16 protein-coding genes and 1 pseudogene are annotated in these 20,547 nt (G+C 73.6%); 11 read left to right on the top strand and 6 right to left on the bottom strand.

What is annotated here, in order from left to right; translation table 11 throughout:
• Positions 1–28 precede the first annotated feature (28 nt).
• A complete protein-coding gene (locus CGL27_RS06250; RefSeq protein WP_119985170.1) occupies positions 29–817 on the bottom strand; it encodes a GntR family transcriptional regulator in 789 nt (262 codons plus the stop codon).
• A 341-nt stretch (positions 818–1,158) separates the two neighbouring features.
• Between CGL27_RS06250 and CGL27_RS06245 the strand changes: the two genes are divergently transcribed.
• From CGL27_RS06245 to CGL27_RS06200, 10 genes are all read left to right on the top strand, one after another.
• Positions 1,159–3,075, top strand: a complete 1,917-nt coding sequence (locus CGL27_RS06245; RefSeq protein ID WP_119985168.1) for an FAD/NAD(P)-binding protein — start codon at positions 1,159–1,161, stop codon at positions 3,073–3,075.
• Positions 3,072–4,259: a C45 family peptidase gene (locus CGL27_RS06240; RefSeq protein WP_078638863.1), complete on the top strand. Its 1,188-nt coding sequence runs from the start codon at positions 3,072–3,074 to the stop codon at positions 4,257–4,259. Before CGL27_RS06245 ends, CGL27_RS06240 begins: the two co-directional genes overlap by 4 nt.
• Entirely contained in the window at positions 4,256–5,812 is a 1,557-nt protein-coding gene (locus tag CGL27_RS06235) for an ABC transporter substrate-binding protein (protein WP_078638862.1), read from the top strand. The genes CGL27_RS06240 and CGL27_RS06235 overlap by 4 nt, the downstream gene beginning before the upstream one ends.
• Positions 5,809–6,741, top strand: a complete 933-nt coding sequence (locus tag CGL27_RS06230) for an ABC transporter permease (RefSeq protein ID WP_119985166.1) — start codon at positions 5,809–5,811, stop codon at positions 6,739–6,741. The genes CGL27_RS06235 and CGL27_RS06230 overlap by 4 nt, the downstream gene beginning before the upstream one ends.
• A complete protein-coding gene (locus tag CGL27_RS06225; protein ID WP_119985165.1) occupies positions 6,738–7,625 on the top strand; it encodes an ABC transporter permease in 888 nt (295 codons plus the stop codon). The genes CGL27_RS06230 and CGL27_RS06225 overlap by 4 nt, the downstream gene beginning before the upstream one ends.
• Positions 7,622–8,806, top strand: coding sequence for a Xaa-Pro peptidase family protein (locus tag CGL27_RS06220; RefSeq protein WP_119985163.1), 1,185 nt, complete (start codon positions 7,622–7,624; stop codon positions 8,804–8,806). Before CGL27_RS06225 ends, CGL27_RS06220 begins: the two co-directional genes overlap by 4 nt.
• A gap of 22 nt (positions 8,807–8,828) precedes the next feature.
• Positions 8,829–10,898: an ABC transporter ATP-binding protein gene (locus CGL27_RS06215; protein ID WP_162952892.1), complete on the top strand. Its 2,070-nt coding sequence runs from the start codon at positions 8,829–8,831 to the stop codon at positions 10,896–10,898.
• An 11-nt stretch (positions 10,899–10,909) separates the two neighbouring features.
• The gene (locus tag CGL27_RS06210; RefSeq protein ID WP_119985159.1) at positions 10,910–12,124 is read left to right on the top strand and encodes a peroxidase-related enzyme; all 1,215 of its coding nucleotides are present in this window, start codon (positions 10,910–10,912) and stop codon (positions 12,122–12,124) included.
• Complete coding sequence (locus tag CGL27_RS06205; RefSeq protein WP_119985157.1) at positions 12,121–14,421, top strand: molybdopterin-dependent oxidoreductase; 2,301 nt, start codon at positions 12,121–12,123, stop codon at positions 14,419–14,421. The genes CGL27_RS06210 and CGL27_RS06205 overlap by 4 nt, the downstream gene beginning before the upstream one ends.
• Before the next feature lie 70 nt (positions 14,422–14,491).
• Entirely contained in the window at positions 14,492–15,394 is a 903-nt protein-coding gene (locus CGL27_RS06200; RefSeq protein ID WP_119985155.1) for a DUF1396 domain-containing protein, read from the top strand.
• 39 nt (positions 15,395–15,433) lie between these two features.
• On the opposite strand, the gene CGL27_RS06195 is transcribed toward CGL27_RS06200, so the two are convergent.
• From CGL27_RS06195 to CGL27_RS06175, 5 genes and pseudogenes are all read right to left on the bottom strand, one after another.
• Positions 15,434–15,682, bottom strand: a complete 249-nt coding sequence (locus tag CGL27_RS06195) for a DUF5133 domain-containing protein (protein ID WP_078638854.1) — start codon at positions 15,680–15,682, stop codon at positions 15,434–15,436.
• 115 nt (positions 15,683–15,797) lie between these two features.
• Positions 15,798–15,911, bottom strand: a pseudogene (locus CGL27_RS51545) (FAD-dependent oxidoreductase); the annotation flags it as partial.
• Positions 15,887–17,137, bottom strand: a complete 1,251-nt coding sequence (locus CGL27_RS06185; protein WP_240450950.1) for an ANTAR domain-containing protein — start codon at positions 17,135–17,137, stop codon at positions 15,887–15,889. The gene CGL27_RS06185 and the pseudogene CGL27_RS51545, both read right to left, overlap by 25 nt.
• 171 nt (positions 17,138–17,308) lie before the next feature.
• Positions 17,309–18,763 carry a serine hydrolase domain-containing protein gene (locus tag CGL27_RS06180; RefSeq protein WP_119985151.1) on the bottom strand — a complete coding sequence of 485 codons (1,455 nt, stop codon included), beginning with the start codon at positions 18,761–18,763 and terminating at the stop codon, positions 17,309–17,311.
• Positions 18,764–18,870: 107 nt separating this feature from the next.
• Entirely contained in the window at positions 18,871–19,242 is a 372-nt protein-coding gene (locus tag CGL27_RS06175) for a VOC family protein (protein ID WP_119985149.1), read from the bottom strand.
• A gap of 118 nt (positions 19,243–19,360) precedes the next feature.
• Between CGL27_RS06175 and CGL27_RS06170 the strand changes: the two genes are divergently transcribed.
• Entirely contained in the window at positions 19,361–20,449 is a 1,089-nt protein-coding gene (locus CGL27_RS06170) for an enoyl-CoA hydratase/isomerase family protein (protein ID WP_119985147.1), read from the top strand.
• Positions 20,450–20,547 lie beyond the last annotated feature (98 nt).

Below are 20,547 nucleotides of genomic sequence, written 5' to 3'. Positions count from 1 at the left end.
TGTGCGGATCCCGGCCGGGAGCCGCCGGTCAGGAGTCGACCGGGAACTCGTACACCAGCTGATACCGCCCGGCCGGGACGACGATGTCCGCCGTCTCCACGGCCCGATCGCCGCTGTAGTACGTGCGCTCCAGCGCCTCGACCACCGAACCCGTCGTGATCTCCAGCAGCGATGCCTCCTCCGCCGACGCCGTGCGCGCCACTACCGCCTCCACCGCCCGGTCCACCGGCAGCCCGATGTGCGCCATCCGCGCCACCACTCCGCGCCCCGCCAGCGGGCCCGCCTCCGGGAGCGCGACCGGCGTGCCGCCCGTCAGCTCCAGCGGCTCCCAGCTCGTCGAGATCATGGTGGGCTCACCCGCGGTCCCCGCAGCGCTCCCGCCGCCGCTCCGGAACACATACGCACTGCGCACCACCTGCGCTCCGGGCGCCAGTCCCAGCCGCTCGGCGATCCCCGGCGGCGCGGCCACCGTGGTCGAACTCCCCATGCGCCGGCCGTCGCCGCCGTGCCCCGGCAGATCCAGCACATACGGCGTGCCGCTGAGCCGTCCGTCGTGCCATGAGCGCAGCATCCGGCGCAGCGCCCTGGGCTCGCGCACGTACACCCCGCTGCCGGCCCGGCCGTGCACCAGCCCCTCGGCCATCAGCACCCGCACCGCGGAGTTCGCCACATTCGGGCCGACGCCGTAGCTCCGGGCCAGCTGGGCACGGGAGGGCAGCTGGGCGCCCGCCGGGAGCCGGCCGTCCTCGATCCGGCGGCGCAGGTCCCGGGCCAGGCTCAGATAGGCGGGTGGCTCGGGTGGTTCGGATGCGGTCATGGTCCTGTCGTCCGCTTCTTCGTCTCTCGTGCTTCCGGTGGCCGCGCGGGGCTCCGGCGGCTCCCGGGTGGGTAACTGTGACGGATGCCACAGCGCCGGCCTGATGCACCAGGTGCGCATCGCGCCGGGTTCGCGACGGGCCAACCGGCAGGGGCAACACCCTATTCCCGTCGGCCGGGAAACCTGATGCAACAGATCCGCCCCAGTCCCTTCCGCTCTTCCCGCCCGGAATCAAAGTCAGCATTTGAGATCCCCCAAAGAACCGTTTGACGTGCGAGGACGTCGCCCGCAAGATTTCTTTCCGCCGCTTTCCCGTGCCGCGTAAGAAATGTGACATCTTTATGAACGATTCCGCCGTGCCCGCGCCGGGGCCCGACCGCCGACCGGTCGACGCCGTGGTCGTGGGGGCCGGTCCGCGCGGGGTGTCGGTGCTGGAACGGCTGGTGGCGAGGGCGGTCCCGGGCGACCGTCCGCTCCGTACGGTGCTGGTCGACCCGTATCCGCCGGGCGCCGGACGGGTGTGGCGGCGTGATCAGCCGCCGCAGTTGCTGATGAACACGATGGTGGCCGACAACACCGTTTTCCCCGATGGATCGGTGCGCCTGGACGCGCCCGTCGACACCGGTCCCACGTTCTCGGAATGGCTGCGGGGTATCGCCGGGAAGGGCCATCCCGATTCCACCGCCGGGGAATTCGCCGCCCACGCCGATGACCGCGACTACGCCCCGCGCCGCGTCTACGGGGCGTATCTCACCGACGCGCTGGACCGGATACGGGCGGCCGCGGGGGACCGGATGCGGATAGCGGTCCGCACGGCGGCCGTGGTGCGGGTGATACCCCTGACGGCCCCGGCGGGCTCCTCCGGCACACCCGCCGGATACCAGGTCGTCCTGGACGACGGGGACCGGCTGGAGGCCCGGGCCGTCGTCCTCGCCACCGGCCACCTCGACGCGCCCGCCGCCCCGCCGCGGCGTGAGCCGCTCCACCTCCCCGGCGGCCACCCCACCGACTACGCCCTGGACGCCATCGCCCCCCGCGCCCAGGTGCTGCTGCGGGGCGGCGGGCTCAACGCCTTCGACGTACTCGCCCTGCTCACCCTCGGCCGGGGCGGCCGCTTCGGCGAGCACGGCTACACGCCAAGCGGCCGGGAGCCGCGCATCTGGATCACCAGTCGGCGCGGTGTCCCGTTCCACGCCCGGGTGGACACTCCCGGGGTCGGGGCACCCGTCGCCTTCCTCACCCCCGGGCGGGTCGCCGCGCTCGCCGCCCGCGAACGGCTCGACTTCCGCGCCGATGTGCTGCCCTGGCTGGTCGCCGACCTCGAACTCGCCTGGTACGACCGGGTGCTGAAGCTCCACGCCGGTCAACTGCCCGACCCCGGCGCGCTGCGCCGCGCCCTCGCCGAGCCGCCCGGCCCCGGCCGCGACACCGCCCTGCGCGCCGCCGCCCCCGCCGCCCTCCGGCTGGACCTGGACGCGATCGCCGAACCGTTGCGGGGGCGGAGCTTCGCCCACCACGCGGAGCTGGACGCCTGGTGGGCCGGGCACCTCGACGCCGACGCGGCCGCGGCCACCGATCCCCGGGTGCCCCCGCCCGCCGCGCTCGCCGTCGCCGTACGCCAGGCCCGCCCCGCGCTGCGCACGCTCATCACGGCGGGCGGCCTCAGCGGCGAGTCGTACCGGCGGGACATCCTCGGCTGGTTCAACGGCTTCGCCAACTTCGTCTCCGGCGGCCCGCCCGCGCTGCGGGTCCGCCAGCTTCGGGCGCTGCTGGACGCGGGCGTGGTGCGCCTGCTGGGGCCGGTCCGCCCGGGGACGCGGGCGGAGTCCGCGGTCGTGCCGGGGCTTTCGGTACGGCCCGACGCGGTGATCGACGCCTGGCTGCCCGGAACGGATGTCACCACCGACGGCCCCGGCGTCGTCCGCGGGCTCCTCACCGACGGCGTGGCCCGCCCCCACCGGCTGGCCTCGGCCGGGACCGACGCCGAACCGCTGCCCACCGGCGCGCTCGACGTCCGCCCCGCCGACGGCCGGGTCCGCCGCCCCGACGGCACGGCGCACCGGGCGCTTTTCGCCGTGGGCGTCCCCCTGGAAGGCGTCCGCTGGACCACCGCCATCGGAGCCCGGCCCGGTACGAACGCGGACTTCTTCCACGAGACCGACCGCGTCGCCGCCGAACTGCTCCGCGCCGTCGGCCCACCGGAGTGCCGCCACGTCCCCGTCCCCCGCCGTCCCCTGACCGAGGAGCGTCAGCAGTGACCGTCGCAGAACCCGTCCGGGCCGCCCATCCCAGCCGCTGGCAGGAGTGGGGCCTGGCCCCGGGGTCGGCCGGGGAGTCGGCCGACCCCGCCTATCTCGACCTCTGCGGCGACCCCGCCGAACAGGGCCGGCAGCACGGCCGCGCCGCCCGTGCGGCGATCGCCGCCAATATCGCCGCCGTGCGCCGCGACATCGGCGAACTGTGCACCGACGAGGCGTCGGTGAGCCGCTACCGCCAGTGCCTCACCGCCAACGCCGGCTTCGTGCGCCGCGCGGACCCCGGGCAGTGGGCCGAGCTGTGCGGTATCGCCGAGGGCGCGGACGCGCCCCTGGACGACATCCTCGCGCTCAACCTGCCCGCCCATATGGTGCTGCGCTGGGTTCCGCAGGAGTGCAGCCAGCTCCTGGCCTCCGGCGACCGCGCCGCCGCCGGGCACACCCTGCTCGCCAAGACCCGTGACATGGCCGGGCACTTCGCCGAGCATGTCGTGCTGCGCCGCCGCTACCCCGACGGGCGGCGGATGACCGAGGTCACCGTCGCGGGCAGTGTGCTGTGGCCGGGCAGCGGTATCAACGACTCCGGGCTGGCGATGTCCACCTCCGGCGTCTGGAGCGAGCGCACCGGAGTGGACTGGCGGGCCTCCGGCACCGGATGGATCCTCATCAACTCGCACGATCTGCTGCGTCGCGCCCGCACCGCGGGGGAGTTCGCCGACCTGTTGCGCGGGCAGCCCCGGCTGAGCGGTCTGAACATCGCGCTCGCCGACCCGGGTGAGCGGCTCGCCGTGGAGGCCACCGCCTCCGAGGTGACCGTCCGCGACCGGGCCGACCACCATGTGCTCACCAACCACTACGAGTGCCCGGCCACCGCCCCGCTCGCGCCCGGCCCGGACCAGAACGCCTCCTCGTACCACCGCGCCGCCACCGCGGGCCGCGCCCTGGGCACCTCCCACGGGCTCACCCCGGGGGCGCTCGCCGAACTGCTCGCCGACCACACCGGCTATCCGCAGGACTCGCTCTGCCGCCACCAGGTCGAGGGGGCCGGCTCCGAGACGACCTACGCTTCCATCGCCGTGCTCCCCGAGGGCGCCTTCTACGTGACCCTCGGCAACCCCTGCGCCTCCGACCGGACGGTCTTCACCGATCCACCGGCAGCGGTGGAAACAGGGGGAGCGGCCGGATGAACGGCACACCACGGCTGACCCGGCGCGGCCTCCTCGGCCTCGGCGCCGGGCTCGCGCTCACCCCGGCACTGGCCGGCTGCCTGCCCGGAGACACCCCGCGGGACCGGGCGGACGCCTCGCATGTGGTGATCGGGCTGTCCGCGGCCGTCACCACCCTCGACCCGATGAACACCACCTCGGTCGGCACCGATCTGTCCGTGCTGTCCTCGGCCTACTCCTCGCTGGTCACCCGCGGGCCCGACCTGAGCATCGGCCCGGACGCCGCCACCTCCTGGCGGCGGGTGGAGCCCACCCGCTGGCGGTTCCACCTCCATCCCGGGGCGGCGTTCGCCGACGGCACCCCGCTGGACGCCGACGTCGTCGTCTGGAACGTCCGGCGGCTGCTCGACCCGGACAACGCGCTGCGCATGACCCCCAACTTCCCCGATCTCACCCGGGCGGAGAAGGTGGACCGGCGCACCGTCGACCTCATCACCTCCCGCCCCGACGCCGATCTGCTCGGCGCGCTGTCCTTCCTGTATCTGCTGGAGCCCCACTGGGCGGCGCGCCACAAGCCCGCCACCGAGGCGATGGGATCCGGCCCGTACACGATCACGAGCTACAGCCCCGGTGGCAACGTCGAGCTGCGTGCCCGCGACGACTACTGGGGCCCCGCGCCCGCCATCCGCCGGGTCACCTTCCGGATCACCCCCTCCGAGGCCGCCCGCGTCTCCGGGCTGCTCTCCGGTGAACTCGACGCCGTCGCCGGGCTCGACCCGCAGGACCTGAACCGGCTGCGCGCCGACCGGGCGCTGCGGATCCAGCGGCTGGACACCACCCGGATGGCGTTCATCAAGCTCAACACCCTCAAGGGCCCGATGCGCGACGTACGGGTGCGGCGCGCGGTCAACTACGCGGTCGACAAGCGGGCCATCACCTCCAGCCTGCTGAAGAACACCGTCGACCCCAGCCCCGGCCAGCTGATGACCGACCACTACTCCGGCTACACCCGGGGTCTCACGGGCTACCCGCACGACCCGGACCGGGCCAGGGCGCTGCTGCGCCAAGCCGGTTACGGCACGGGCCGGCCGCTGAGCCTGGAGCTGACCGTCCCCAGCGGCCAGTACGTGGCGGGCGAGCTCGTCGTGCAGGCCGTCGCCCAGCAGCTCCGCGAGATCGGCGTGAACGTGAGGATCAACAGCCTGCCGTTCGCCGTCTACATGCAGAAGTATCTGCAGCAGAAGGCGATGCCCGATATGCAGTACATCACCCAGGCCTGGCCCACCCTCGCCGCCGGCGGGCTCTACGGGCTGTTCGTCGCCGACAGCCCCTACGCCTACTGGGACGACGAGGAGTTCACCGACGCGGTCACCCGGGCGCGCGGCACCGAAGACCGGGCCGAGCGCGACACGCTCTACGGCCGCGCGGCGCGGCGCGCCCGCGACCAGGCCCCGGTGCTCTTCCTCTTCCCGCAGCCCGGTCTCCACGCCACCGCCGAGGACCTGAACTGGCGGGCCAGGCCCGACGACTGGGTCCGCCCCGCCGAGATGTCCTGGAAGGGGGCCGCGGGATGATCCGCTTCCTGATCCGCCGCCTCGTGCTGACCGCGCTGACCGTCTGGGGCGCCCTTTCGGCGGTCTTCTGCGTGCTGCACTCCTCCGGCAACCCCGCCGTGCTGATGGCCCCCATCGGCTCCCCGCCCGAGAAGGTGGCCCAGCTCAGCCACGCCCTCGGCTACGACCGTCCGCTGGCCGAGCAGTACGCGTCGTTCTTCGGTGACGCCCTGCGCGGCCACTTCCCCGACTCGCTCACCTTTCAGCAGCCCGCCATCGACGTGGTGCTGCAACGGCTCGGCGCCACCGTGCTGCTGGCCGCCGTCGCCCTCGCCGGGGCCGCCGCCGCGGCGCTCGTGGTCGGGCTGTGGACCGGGTCGCGCGAGGGCGGCGGGGCGGGCCGCGAATGGCCCATGTGGCTGGTGTTCCTCACCCAATCGGTGCCCGGCTTCTACATCGGTGTCCTGCTGGTGTGGGTCTTCGGTGTCGAGCTGGCCTGGCTGCCCACCTCCGGCGCCACCACCGCCACCTCCATCCTGCTGCCAGCGGTCACCCTCGCCTGCGGGGTGCTGCCGCCGCTGGCCCGGGTGTTCCGCAACAACCTCCGCGGTGAGCTGGCCCGCCCGTACTCCCGCACCGGGACGGCGCTCGGCATGAGCCGCGCCCGGGTGGCGCGGCACGCCGCGTACGGATCGATGCTGCCCACCGTCACCGTCCTCGGGCTGGAGGCGGGCACGCTGCTCGGCGGCACCGTGATCGTGGAGTCGGTGTTCTCCTGGCCCGGCGTCGGCCAGCTCGCCATCACCGCCCTGCAGAACCAGGACTATCCGCTGGTCCTCGCCGACCTGACCTTCCTGATCACCGCCTTCGTCGTGGTCAACCTCGTCGTGGACCTGCTCTATGGGGTGCTCGACCCGCGCGTCCGCCACCAGGGAGGAGAGAGCCGATGAGCCATCCCATGAAGCATGGCCGGCGGTTCCGGCCGGGCGCGGCCGGCGCCACCGGTGCCGTGCTGCTCGCCCTCGTGGTGCTGCTCGCGCTGCTCGCGCCCGTGCTGGCCCCGCACGATCCGCTCGCCCAGGACCTCGCCCACACCGACGCGGCGCCCGGCGTCCCGGGCCATCCGCTCGGGACCGACCAGCTCGGCCGCGATCTGCTCAGCCGGCTGCTGTACGGCGCCCGTACCCCACTGCTGGTGGGAGCACTCGCCATGGTCTGCGGCGGCCTCGCGGGGACGCTGCTCGGGCTGCTGTCCGGGTTCGCCCGCGGCTGGCTGGACCAGGTGCTCTCCCGGCTCGCCGATGTGCAACTGGCCCTGCCGTCCATCCTGCTGGCGCTGCTGGTGCTGACCTTCGGCGGACAGTCCACCGCCGTCCTGGTGCTGGTGATCGCGCTGACCGGCTGGCCCGCGTACTTCCGCCTCGTCCGCTCACGGGTGTTCGCCCTGCGCACCATGGCGTACGTCGAGGCGTCGCTGACCCAGGGCGTCCCCACCTGGCGGGTGCTGCTGTACGACCTGCTGCCCGGGGTGCGCGGTCTGGTCGCCGTCACCGCCACCCTCGATCTGTCCCGCGCCGTGCTGATGGAGGCCGGGCTCACCTATCTGGGCCTCGGCGCCCAGGCGCCCGCCCCCGACTGGGGGCTGATGGTGGCCGAGGGGCAGGGACAGCTGCTCGGCGCCTGGTGGATCGCCGTACTGCCGGGCCTCGGCCTGGTGGCGCTGGTGATCGGCGCCAATCTGCTGGGGGAGCGGCTCGCCGAGCGCGGCGAGGGACGCCGCGCGGCCCGCAGCACCGTGAAGAAGACCGTGACCGCGAGGAGCACCACCGCATGATCCCCGACACCGATACCGTCCGCGCCCGCTGGGCCCGCGTCCAGAACAACCTGCGGGCCGACGGCGTGGACGCCATGGTCGTCGTCAAGCCGCAGAACACCTTCTACCTCTCCGGCTACACGCCGATGATCTACTCACACCCGGTACTGGTGGTGCTGCCCGCCGAGGGCGAGCCGGTGTTCATCCTGCACGCGCTGCGCGCCCACAGCTCCCGCACGGTCTCCCGGATCTCCGACATCCGCCCCTACGGGCGCTGGGCCAAGGAGATCGGCCCCGACCAGTGGTGGCAGGTGCTCGCCGAGGTGATGGCCGAACGGGGGCTGAGCGACGCCAGGATCGGCATCGAGGGCGAGTTCCTGCCCGTCAACTACCAGCGCAGGCTCGAACTCGCCCTGCCCGAGGCGGCCTTCACCGACACCGGCCAGGCCCTGATGCGCGCCCGCTACGTCAAGGACGCCGCCGAGCTCGAATCGCTCCGCGTCGCCTGCGAGATCGCGGACGCGGGCATGGACGCGGCGCTGGAGGCGGTCGCCGCGCGGCGCAGCGAGGTCGAGGTGTCCTCGGTCGCCATGCGCACCATGCAGGAGGTGTGGTCCAGCCTCCACCCCGACCGGCTCGCCATGGACTTCGGCAACCTCGAGGGCGGCGTCTTCAACGCCCTGTGGGCCTACTCCCTGGTCGGCGACCGGGTGCCGATGAACTCCGCACCGCCCACCTCCCGCCGCCCGGTCAACGGCGAGATCCAGTGGACCGTCATCTGGACCGCCATCGACGGCATGCACGCCGAGAACGAGCGCAGCGTCGCCGTCGGCCCGCTGCCCGCCGAGCGGCAGCGCGCCTTCGAGGCGCTGCTGGCCATCCGCGAGGAGGTCCAGCCGTATCTGAGGCCCGGACTGACCTGCGCCGAGGTCTACGAGGCGGCCCGGACAAGCTATGTGCGCCACGGATACGGCGACTACCTCCCCGGCCGCATCGGCCACGGCCTTGGCCTCGGCCCGCATGAGCAGCCGAGCCTGGGCCCGCACGACGACCTGGTGCTGGAGCCCGGGATGACGCTCACCTTCGAGCCGAACCTGCGCATCCCCAGCTTCGGCGGCCTCCAGCACTCCGACAGCCTGGTGATCACCGAAGCCGGTCATGAGCTGCTGACCCAGACCCGACGCGACCTGATCCAGGTCTGAGCGCGCTGAGAGGATGGAACCGGTGACGGATCCGGTGACGGAACGGGCGAAGAGCCCGCTGCTGGAGGTGTCCGGCCTGAGCGTCGCCTTCCCGGACGCCGGCGTCGAGGCCGTACGCGAGGTGTCCTGGCAGGTCCGGCCGGGCGAGACGGTCGGCCTGGTGGGGGAGTCGGGCTCGGGCAAGAGCGCCACCGGACTCGCGGTCCTCGGCCTGCACGGGCCGCGGACGCGGATCACCGGATCCATCCGGCTCGACGGCCAGGAGCTGGTCGGCGCCGGGGAACGCACCCTGCGCGGGCTGCGCGGCCGCCGCGTCTCGATGGTCTTCCAGGACGCTCTCGACGCGCTCAACCCGTACCGCACGGTCGGCGCGCAGATAGCCGAGGCGTACCGGCTGCACCACGATGTGAAGCGGTCCCAGGCCCGCACCCGCGCCGTGGAACTGCTGGAACGCGTCGGCATCGACCGGCCGGAGCGGCGCGCCGGGGAATATCCGCACCAGTTCTCCGGCGGGATGCGACAGCGTGTGATGATCGCCGCCGCGCTGGTCAACGAACCGGAACTGGTGATCGCCGACGAGCCCACCACGGCGCTGGACGCCACCGTCCAGGCCCAGGTCCTGGAACTCCTCGCGGAGCTGCGGCGCGAGATGGGCATGGCGGTGGTGCTGATCACCCATGACTTCGGGGTGGTCGGGCAGATGTGCTCGCGCGTGGTCGTCATGTACCGCGGCCGGGTCGTCGAACAGGGCCCGACCGAGCGCATCCTGACCGCCGCCCAACACCCCTACACCCGTGCCCTGGTGACATCCGTCCCCCGTATGGACGATGTCCCGGGCACCCGCCTCGCCACGGTCCCCGAAACCGTCGCCGCCCTGGTGGGCCCCATGGACGAGGAGTCCCTCGCGGACCCCTCCCTGCGCATCGCCTCCGGCGGCCCGTCGGAGCCCGCGACATCGCCCGCGGCACCGAGCGCTCCGGCCTCGGCCGAGGGGACGTTCCCCGCGCCGGGTTCGCCCTCGTCGGCCGTCGGGACAGCGGACGTGGCGTCTCCCGGGACGCCCTCGGGCGCGGCGCCCAACGCGGGCTCGGGCGGTGGCCAGGAGCCGGTGCCCGCCACCGTGGCGGCTTCGGCGGCCGACGCCACGGCTGGCTCAGGCGATCCGGAGGCCGACGGGCCGCCGTCCGGCGTGGCGGCGGCCGATGGAGCCCGTCCGGCGATTGAGGACCGGGGTCCGGGGCGGAGCCCCGGTGGGGGTGTGGGGGCGAAGCCCCCGGCGGGGTCCGGGGCGGAGTCCCGGTTCGGGAAGGGGCGGGGAGCGGGAGAAACCACCCTGCTCCAGGTCCGTGGGCTCACCGTCACCTACCCCGGCGCCCTCGCCCGCCCCCCGCTCCGGGCTGTCGACGGCGTCGACTTCGCCATCGCACCCGGCGAATCCTTCGGCCTCGTCGGCGAGTCCGGCTCCGGCAAGAGCACCATCTCCCGTGTGCTGCTCGGCCTCCAGCGGGCGGGCTCCGGAAGCGTGCTCTTCGACGGGGAGGACATCACCCACGCCACCCGGCGCCGCCGCCGTGAGCTGGCCGCCGGGATCCAGATGGTGTTCCAGGACCCGTACGGTTCGCTCAACCCCGACCGCCGCATCGGCGACACCATCGGCGCCGCCCTCCCCCGGGGAGCGGCCCGCCGCGAACGTGTCGCCGCGCTGCTCACCGAGGTCGGCCTGGACCCGGAGCTGGCCGGCGCCTACCCGGACCGGCTCTCCGGCGGGATGCGCCAGCGTGTCGGCATCGCCCGCGCCCTCGCGCCGGAACCCCGGCTGCTGGTGGCCGACGAACCGGTGTCCGCGCTCGACGTCTCCGTCCAGGCGCAGGTGCTCAACCTCCTCGCCCAGCTGCGCCGGGACCGAGGTCTGGCCATGCTCTTCATCTCCCATGACCTCACCGTCGTACGGCACATGTGCTCGCGGATCGCCGTACTGCGCCACGGCCGGATCATCGAAACCGGGGACCGCGAGCAGATCATGGACCGCCCGGACAGCGACTACACCCGTGCGCTGATCGAGGCCACCCCGTCCCTGCGCCGCCCGGCATGAAAGGCCCCGCCGTGCACGAAGCCGTGCCGAAGACCGACCACCCCCTCGACGTCCTGGATCACTTCGCGGGTGCCACGCAGGAGCTGGCCCGGCTGCGCGCGCTGCGCCCGGAGCTGATCGAGCTGGAGCAGCGCGCGTACGACGTGCTGTTCCAGACCGCCACCGGCCACGTCACCAGCCCCCGCACCGCCCCCGCGACGGCCACCGGCACGGGCGTCAGTGCCGCCGAACGCGCCGCGGCCGCCCTCGCCGTGGCCGTAGAGCACCGCCGTGGCCCGGCCGTCGACCACTACCGCACCCTGCTCGACACCGCCGCGGGGGACACCACCACCGCGGACCGGATCATCACCCGCGCCCCGCTCGACGGCGATACGGCGACGGCGACGGCGGCGGCGACACCACGCCGTATCGCCGCCGCCGTCGCCCACGCCCGGCTGCTCACCCACACCCCGGCCGAAGGCGGACCGGACGCGCTGCGCGCCGCCGGATTCACCGATCCGCAGATCGTGACGCTCGCCCAGACCATCGCCTTCGCCAACCACCAGATGCAACTGGCCGCCGGACTGGCGCTGCTGGCCACCGGTGACTCCGGTACCGGCACCGACCCCGGCACGCCCTCGACCACCGTGGCCGGGGGGCCGCGGTACACCACCGACGTCCTCACCTGGCGCCCCGCCGTCCGCCCGCTCGCCCCCGAGGAGCTGAGCGAGGAACACCGCACCGCGCTCGCCGGCAAGGCCCGCGTCGACACGCCGTACTTCCGCACCCTCGGCCATGACCTCGGCATCCTCGCCGTACGGACCGCCATCGACCTGGCCGCCTTCACCGCCGAAGGCGGACTGCCGCGCGCCGAACGGGAGTTGGCCGCCACCGCCGTATCCCTGTACAACGGGTGCGTCTACTGCGCCTCGGTGCACGCGCGGCTCACCGCACGGCTGCACGGCGACCCCGCACCGGTGCGCCGCTTCCTGGCGTACGGCTCCACGGCCGTCCTCGGCCGCCGCTGGAAGCTGATCGCCCGGTTCGCCGCGGGGCTCGCCCCGGTCCCGGCCACCGCCGCCGAAGCCGATGTGGAGGCGCTGCGCGCGCTGGGCCTGACCGAACTCGCGCTGGTCGACCTCGTCCACTGTGCGGCGTTCTTCGGCTGGGCCAACCGCCTGATGCTGAGCCTCGGTTCGGTCGAGGGGGAGGCTCAGGAGAACGCGGAGCGGAAGGCCACCGGATGACCCCGGAAACGCCGCCCGCCACCCCCCGCCCCCACAGCTCGCACTGGGGCACCTTCAGCGCCACCCCCCTCCCCGGTGGCGGCCTCGAGGTGATCCCGGACCCCGGCGACCCCGACCCGTCGCCGCTGCTGCGCAACATTCCCGCCGCGCTCGGCCCGCGCGGCCGGGTCCTCGCCCCGCATGTCCGCCGCGGCTGGCTGGAGCGCGGCCCCGGGCCCGACCCGAAGCGCGGTACGGACACCTATGTACGAGTGTCCTGGGACGAGGCGATCTCCCTCCTGGCCCGGGAGTTCGACCGGGTCCGCACCGCCCACGGCAACCGCGCCGTCTTCGGCGGTTCGTACGGCTGGGGCAGTGCGGGCCGCTTCCACCACGCGCAGAGCCAGATACACCGCTTCCTCAACTGCTTCGGCGGATACACCCGTTCGGTGAACACCTACAGCCTGGGCGCCTCCCGTACCCTGCTGCGCCATGTCGTCGGTGACGACTCACCGATCAGTGCCCCCACCACCCTGTCGGTGCTGGCCGAGCACACCGGCCTCTTTCTCTGCTTCGGCGGTATGCCGGCCAAGAACTTCCAGGTCAACGCGGGCGGCCTCAGCCGTCATCGCACCGCGGCGCAGCTGGCCGCGGCCCGCGCCCGCGGTGCCCGGTTCATCCTGGTCAGCCCGGTGCGCGATGACCTCGCGGCCGAGCTCGACGCCGAGTGGCTGGCCATCGTCCCCGGCACCGACACCGCCCTGATGCTGGCCCTCAGCCATGTCCTCATCGAGGAGGGGCGCCACGACGCGGACTTCTGCCGCAGCCACTGCGCGGGCTTCGACACCTTCGCCCGCCATGTCCTCGGCCAGGACGGCTCCGCCCCCAAGACCCCGCGGTGGGCCGAGGGGATCTGCGGCATCCCCGCCGCCCGGATCGCCGAACTCGCCCGTGAGCTGACCCGGCACCGGACCATGATCTCCCTGAGCTGGTCCCTGCAGCGCGCCCACCGCGGTGAGCAGCCCCTGTGGGCCGGGATCGCCCTGGCCTGCCTGCTCGGCCAGATCGGACTGCCCGGCGGCGGCTTCGGCCACGGGTACGGGGCCACCGCCGGTATCGGCGCCGGCACCCTCCCGTACCGGCTGCCCACCCTCGACCAGGGCCGCAACCCCGTCCCCGACTTCATCCCCTGCGCCAGGATCGCCGATCTGCTGCTGCGCCCGGGGGAAACCTTCGACTACGACGGCGGCCGGTACACCTACCCCGACATCCGCCTCGTCCACTGGGCCGGTGGCAACCCCTTCCACCACCACCAGGACCTGGCCCGGCTGCGCCGCGCCTTCGGCCGCCCGGACACGGTCGTCGTCCATGAGCCCCACTGGACGGCCACCGCCCGTCACGCCGATGTGGTCCTGCCCGCCACCACCACCCTGGAACGCAACGACATCGGCGGCGCGAGGCAGGACGCGGCGCTCATCGCCATGCACCGCGTCGCCGACCCGGTCGGCGAGGCCCGCGACGACTTCCACGCCCTCTCCGATCTCGCCGACGGGCTCGGCATCGGCCATGACTTCTCACGCGGCCGCGACGAACGCGGCTGGCTGGAACACCTCTACGAGAGCTGGCGCGCGATGCTCGACCCGCGGTACGCCCCCGAGGAGGACTTCGGCACCTTCTGGCGGGCCGGCCGCATCCCCCTGCGCGGCCTGCGTGAACACCACACCCTCTACGCCGGTTTCCGCGCCGACCCCGACGCCCGTCCACTGGCCACCCCGAGCGGCCGCATCGAGCTGGCCTCGGCCACCATCGCCTCGTTCCGCTACGACGACTGCCCGGGCCACCCGGCCTGGCTGCCCCCGGACCCGGACCCGGGGCCGGACGCCGAGCACTCCCACCCCTACCCCTTCCATCTCGTCGCCAACAACCCCGCCACCCGGCTGCACAGCCAGCTCGACCACGGCGAGCTGAGCGCGTCGTCGAAGGTCGCGGGCCGCGAGCCGGTCCGGCTGCACCCGCGGGACGCCGCGACGCTGGGGCTGCGGGACGGCGACGTGGCGCGGATCCGCAGCGCCGTCGGCAGTAGCCTGGCCGGAGTGGTGATCAGCGACGCGGTACGGCCCGGAGTGGTCCAGCTCGCCACCGGCGCCTGGTGGGACCCCTCCGCCCCCGAGGTGGCCACCTGCGTCCACGGCAACCCCAACGCCGTCACCCATGACATCGGAACCTCGCGGCTCACCCAGGGGTGCACCGGCCAGCTCACCCGCGTCGCCCTCGAACGCCACGACGGCCCCTTGCCCCCGGTCCACGCCCACGGGTAGCTGTCGCCCACTGCTGATACTGTCCCGGATCACAGAGAAACGAACAGAAGTTCTGCAAGGGGTGGGGTATATGGCCATGGTCGTATATAGGGGACATGGCAGAGGCACTCGCGCGGCCGGTGCCGTGCTCGCCGCCGTGCTGCTCTGTGGCGGTGCGGTCGGCTGTGGTTCGTCCGGGGCGGACGGGAAGCCGGAGGGCAAGGCGGGGGAGAAGTCCTCGGAGCAGGTGCGGATGGCCCCGGCCGCGGCCGTGCGGGCGGCCGCGAAGAAGAGCGAGAAGCTCACCTCGTTCCGCTACCGGATGACCGGGCGCACCCCCGAGGACGGGCGGATCGAGGGCGAGGCGGCGATGAGCACCAAGCCCGTCGCGGTCCGGATGACGATGCGCGCGGTCGGCCAGGGCACCGACGCGGCGGTGGAGATCCGGATGGTCGACGGGGCGATGTACCTCGACGGGGGCAAGGAAGCCGCCGGCGAGCTGAACGGCAAGACCTGGCTCAAGCTGGACCTCTCGGCCCTGGGTGAGAAGGCGACCGGCGCGCTGGGCGGCGGTTCGCTCTCCCGCCAGGCCGACAAGAATCCGGCCGACGACTCGGCCTTCCTCTCCGGCGCCGACGATGTGAAGCGGGTCGGTGAGGAGACCATCGACGGGGTGCGCACGACGCACTACCGGGGCACCATCACCGTCCCCCAGATGCGCGAGAGCCTCAAGGACGAGGACGCGGCGACCCGCAAGCGCCGCGAGAAGAACCTCAAGGCGTACGAGGAGATGGGGGTCGACCGGCTGTCCATGGACATGTGGATCGACCCGGACGGCCACACCAAGCGGTTCCGCATGCGCGGCGAGGGGGACAAGGGCCCGCTCGACATGACCATCACCTTCTCCGGCCTCAATGAGCCGGTCACGGTGAAGGCGCCGCCCGCGAACCAGACCATGGACCTCGCCGAGCTGGCTCAGGGGATCGAGGGCTGATCCGGCGGCGGCGCCTCCACCGTGGGTGGCGCGGGGGACTCAGCCGCCCGATGTGCCCGCCCCGGCCGTGAGGGCCGAGTCGTCCTCCACGCGGGCGCCGGGCAGCTGGTGCCGGGCGGCGATGAGGGCGGCGTCCACATCCCGCGTCCCGGTGGAGACGCACAGGGTGTAGGCGAGGTCGTCCATCCGCTGTCGTACCTCGGTGCCGCCCGATTCGGCGTGCAGCATCCGCAGCGTCTCGTACTGCTCGATGAGGTTCTGAAGTACGACCGGGTGGGCCATCAGCACGGCAGTGGTCCTTTCTCAGCCGGAGAGGTGACGCCAGCGCGTATACCCCCATGGCCCGAGGCCATGTGCGTCTTTTCATCGGACGTCGCCGGGCGGACGGCCCGGGGTCAGGCGTCGCGACGAGGCAGCCCAGATGGGTGCGGCGGGCCGAGACCGCGTGGGCCGGCCCGTCCTCGTCCCGGTGGACGGCGCAGTGGCGTCCGTTCACACGGGCCAGGGCCCCGGGTCCGGCCGCCGAGGGGCGGCTTCGGGGTCCGACGCCCGGGGCGCCGCTTCGGGCTCCGCGCCCTGGGCGCGCTGATGCAGATCTTCGAGCGCGTCGAGCACGACAGTGCGCTCATGCCACTCCAGCCACAGCCCCGCCCGGGTGGCGAGCTGGTGGAGTATTCCGGCCTCGGCGTTGGTCAGGCTGCGCCCCGCCTGGGAGACGTGGACCGAGAACACCCCGACGACCCGCCGGGAGGCGCCGGTCATGGGGATGCTGTGCGCGGTGCGGGAGCCGGTCGCCAGGATCACCTCGCGGGCGGTGTCGGAGAAGACGCGGTCGGTGGCGATGTCCGACATCACCGGCCGGGCACGGGCCGCCGCCGTCGCACACGAGGTCTCGCCCTCGCCGACATGGGCGAAGAAGTCGAGGAACTCCCTGCCGAATCCGTGGTGCTGTTCCATCCGCAGCCCGCCCACCGGGTCCGCCAGCTGCACATCGCCCATGTCGGAGCCCAGCACCTCCAGGGCTTGGCTCAGCACCCCCTTCACGACTGTGCCGCGGTTGACCTCGCCGGTCCGCACACCCGGCAGAAACGGCAGCGCGGGGGCCTCCTCGGGGGCGCGCTCCGGAAACCACAGCGGGCTGTCCGGATCGGGCCGTTCCATGCGCAGCAGCGCGGCCGCCAGGGTCCGCAGTTTGACGTTGTGCGTCTGTGAACTGCGCTGGAGCAGGGTGAACGCCGTCTGCGGATCGGGCAGCCGGTAGCGCTCCCGCAGTACGCCCTGCGCCTGTGCGATCAGAGGGTGCGAGCGCAGTCTGGCGCGCAGATCGACGGTCTCCCGGCGCAGCCGTATCACCTCGGGCACCGCCGTTCGGCCACCGTCCCGCGCGGCGGTGTCCGCCCTCGCCGCCGCGCCGCAGGCGGCGACGGCCGCCTCGACGGTGTCGTGGATCCGGATCGTGCCGTCCACCAGCGCCACACGCAGCAGCCGCGCCACGGGTTCGTCGGTCCCGGCGAGGAGCAGTGCGGCACCGGCTTCGGCCAGGGCCCGCGCGCAGTGCAGCAGCCCCCGCACCCCGTCCGCCGTGATCTCCCGGACCCGTGAGAGATCCACGATCACGGCGGCGGTGGGTCTGTCCCGGCCGACCTGCCACGCGCCGGTGAACAGGGGATGGTCCGGCCGGTCGAGGCCCCCGTCGGGGCGCAGCACCCACACCGCGCCCGACGATCCCTCACCCGCCGCCATGTGCGCCCGCACGCCCGGCGCATCCTTCCGTACGGCCTGGCCCTCGGCCCTGCCCGTCGCATCGATTTCGCGCATCTCAGCCTCGTTCCGCAGTCCGCCCGCAAGGGGGCCCTGGTCCATCCCGGGGGCTGCCCCGGACCAGCGCCCACCCTTTCAGAACGGCGGAACGCGTCAACGCGGCCTGGGCGCGCGCATGGCGTGCAGCGGGGCCCGGTGCAGCGGAACCGTGCGCCACCGCGCGGTGAAGACACGGTCCGCGAGGGAGCAGGTGACCACGAGGTGATGCGGGGTCTCCAGGAACGCCACGTCCACGGTGAGGGTGTCCGGGTCCGTCCAGCCCCCGCTCACCGCCGTGGGGACGGGCGCCCGCGGCCCGTCGTCAACCCGCCACCCCGCGCCGTCGAACCCCAGGTTCAGCCGGGATGCCTCCTCGGCCAGCGAGACGGTCCACCCGCCGGAGCCGTCCTCGGCGACGGTGACCCCCGCCAGGGTCGGCTGATCCGCGCAGGCGCCGCCTTCGGGGCCGAACTCCGCGCCCGACCAGGCGCCGGGGTCCGTGAGCGGCGCGGGCTTCGCCGCGAGGGGCGGCAGCGCGAGCCGGGACAGCCGCCGCTCCAGCGCGGCGTCCTCGTCCTCGCGGCCGGTCAGCGGCGCCTCGCCGAACGCGGGCAGCAGATGCTCCCACACCGCGTCCAGAACGGCCTGCATCCGCTCGGTGTCCGCCGTCGTGGCGATCACCACGTCATGCTCGGGCAGCACCAGGCAGAACTGCCCGAACGCCCCGTCGCCCCGGTACCCGTGCCGGGACATCCAGAACTGGAATCCGTACCCCCGCCGCCAGTCCGGGCCCGAGCCATTGACCATGGCCTCCTCGGTCGCGATGTGCTCCCGCGTCGCCTCGGCGACCCAGGACTCCGGAAGCAGCCGCCGGCCCTCCCACTCGCCGCCCCGCAGATACAGCAGCCCCAGCCGGGCGATCGCGTCGGTGGCGGCGAACAGCCCGCTGAAGCCGAGGTCACGCCCGGCCGGCATCTGCAGCCAGGCGGTCTCGCCGATGCCCAGCGGATCGAAGAGGCGCGGCCGCAGATACTCCGTCAGCGACTGCCCGGTCACCCGCTGGACGATCGCGGCGAGGGTGTACGTGACGGGCTGGTTGTAGGCGAAGACGGTGCCCGGCGCGTGATCCGGCGGAATCCGCAGGAAGCCGCGCACGGGTTCCTCCGGGTCCCCGCCGAACGCCCGCTCCACGGTCTCCTCGGCATGTCCGCTGGCCATGGACGCGACATGGCGGACGAGCATGGCCCGGCTGCCCGGGTCGGTGATCTCCGCCTCGAACTCGGGGAAGTACGAGATCACGGGATCGTCGAGGTTCAGCAGCCCCTCGGCGGCGGCCAGCCCCGCCGCCGTGGAGGTGAAGCTCTTGCTGAGGGAGTAGAGCAGATGCGGCCGCTCGGCGGTGTACGGCGCCCACCAGCCGGAGGCGATGAGCCGGCCGTGGCGCAGGATCATCAGACTGTGCGGCTCGATGTCCGGCGCACCCTCGACGGCGTCGAGGAAGGCGTGGACGCCCCGCGCGTCCACGCCCTCGGCGGCGGGGGTGCTGGTGGTCAGCGGATGAGCAGTCATCAGACGGGTCCTCGGGGGTCAGTGATGGGCCGCGCCCACCCTCCCCGGCGGGGCGGCGCGTGTCCAGAGCGTTTTGTGCCGCGGCGCTCGCGGTGCGGGAACGGGGCTCAGCCGCGGCCGGTGTCGATGACGCAGAAGCGGTTTCCGTCCGGGTCGGCCAGGACGATGAAATCGGCGTCCGGCGGATACAGCTCCCAGCGGACCCGCCGGGCGCCGAGCGAGACCAGCCGCTCGACCTCGGCGGCCTGATCGGCCGCGTCCCCCGCGTAGAGATCCAGATGGACGCGTGGGCGCCCCTGGACCGGGGTCTCGCTGCGGCCGAGCGACAGCCGGACCCCGGTGCGCCCGTCCGCGGGGACCAGCACCGCCCAGTCGTCCTCGATCTCCCCGCGCGGGACGTATCCCAGGGCCCGCGTCCAGAACGCCGCCGCGCGCCGGACGTCCGAGACCCCCAGCACCACGGAACCGATCGACAGCATGTGCCCAGTCAAGCAGAGGAGCGGCTGTCCGGGGCCGATGGCCCGTTGAGAGGATCGGCGGTGACGGATCGGTGATGATCCGCGAACGCACCAGACGCCGGAAGGACCCGAACACCCCGTGACCGACTCCGTGACCGACCGCGTGACCGACTCCGTGATCGACGACGACGCCGTGCTGACGCGCACCGAGGGCCGCGCCGGACATCTCACCCTCAACCGCCCCCGCGCCCTCAACGCCCTCACCCCTCCGATGGTGGCCCGGATCGCCGAGGCCCTCACCGCCTGGGAGCGGGATCCGGCCGTCCAGGCCGTGGTGATCGGCGGGGCCGGGGAGCGCGGGCTGTGCGCGGGCGGCGACATCCGCATGATCCATCGGGATGTGACCTCGGGCGGCGGCGCGGCCTCGAGGACGTTCTGGCGCGACGAGTACACGCTCAACGCCCGGATCGCCCGCTACCCCAAGCCGTATGTGGCCCTGATGGACGGCATCGTGATGGGCGGGGGCGTCGGGGTCTCGGCCCATGGCAGCGTGCGGATCGTCACCGAGCGCTCCCGGGTGGCCATGCCCGAGACCACGATCGGCTTCGTACCGGACGTCGGCGGCACCTATCTGCTGTCCCGCGCACCGGGCGAACTGGGGACGCATCTGGCGCTCACGGGAGCGTCGGTGGGCGCCGCCGACGCGCTGCGGTGCGGGCTGGCCGACCATGTCGTCCCCTCCGAGCTGCTGCCCGCGCTGACCCGGGATCTGGCCGCGGACCCGGTGCCGGACGTCCTTCCCCGGTACGCGGTGGACGCCCCGGCCGGGACCCTGGACGGCCGGCGGGAGTGGATCGACCACTGCTACGCGGCGGAGACCGTCGAGGAGATCGTGGACCGGCTGATGGCCGTCGGGGAACCGGCCGCCAAGGAGACCGCCGAGACCCTTCTCGCCAAGTCCCCCACGGCGCTTAAGGTCACGCTGGCCGCCGTGCGCGGGGCCCGCGCGCTCGATTCGCTGGAGCGCGTCCTGGAGCAGGAGTACCGCGTCTCGTGTGCGGCCCTGTCCCGCCCGGACTTCGTCGAGGGCGTCCGCGCCCAGGTGATCGACAAGGACCGCCGTCCCCGCTGGACCCCGGCCGCTCTGGCCGAGGTCACCGACGCGGAGGTGGCCGGCTTCTTCGCGCCGCCCGCCGACGGCGACCTCCGCCTCGCCGACGCCCCGTAGCCGGACGCCCTGTCGGCGCCGGCGGGCGAGAGCCGTCGGCGCCGATGGGCGGACCGTCGGCGTCGGCACAGGGTTAATAGTGTGCCAAGCGGCCACCT

Origin of the sequence: Streptomyces sp. 11-1-2 (assembly GCF_003595545.1) — a bacterium.
Taxonomy (GTDB): domain Bacteria; phylum Actinomycetota; class Actinomycetes; order Streptomycetales; family Streptomycetaceae; genus Streptomyces; species Streptomyces hygroscopicus_B.
This window is presented reverse-complemented; position numbering and strand designations above follow the sequence as displayed.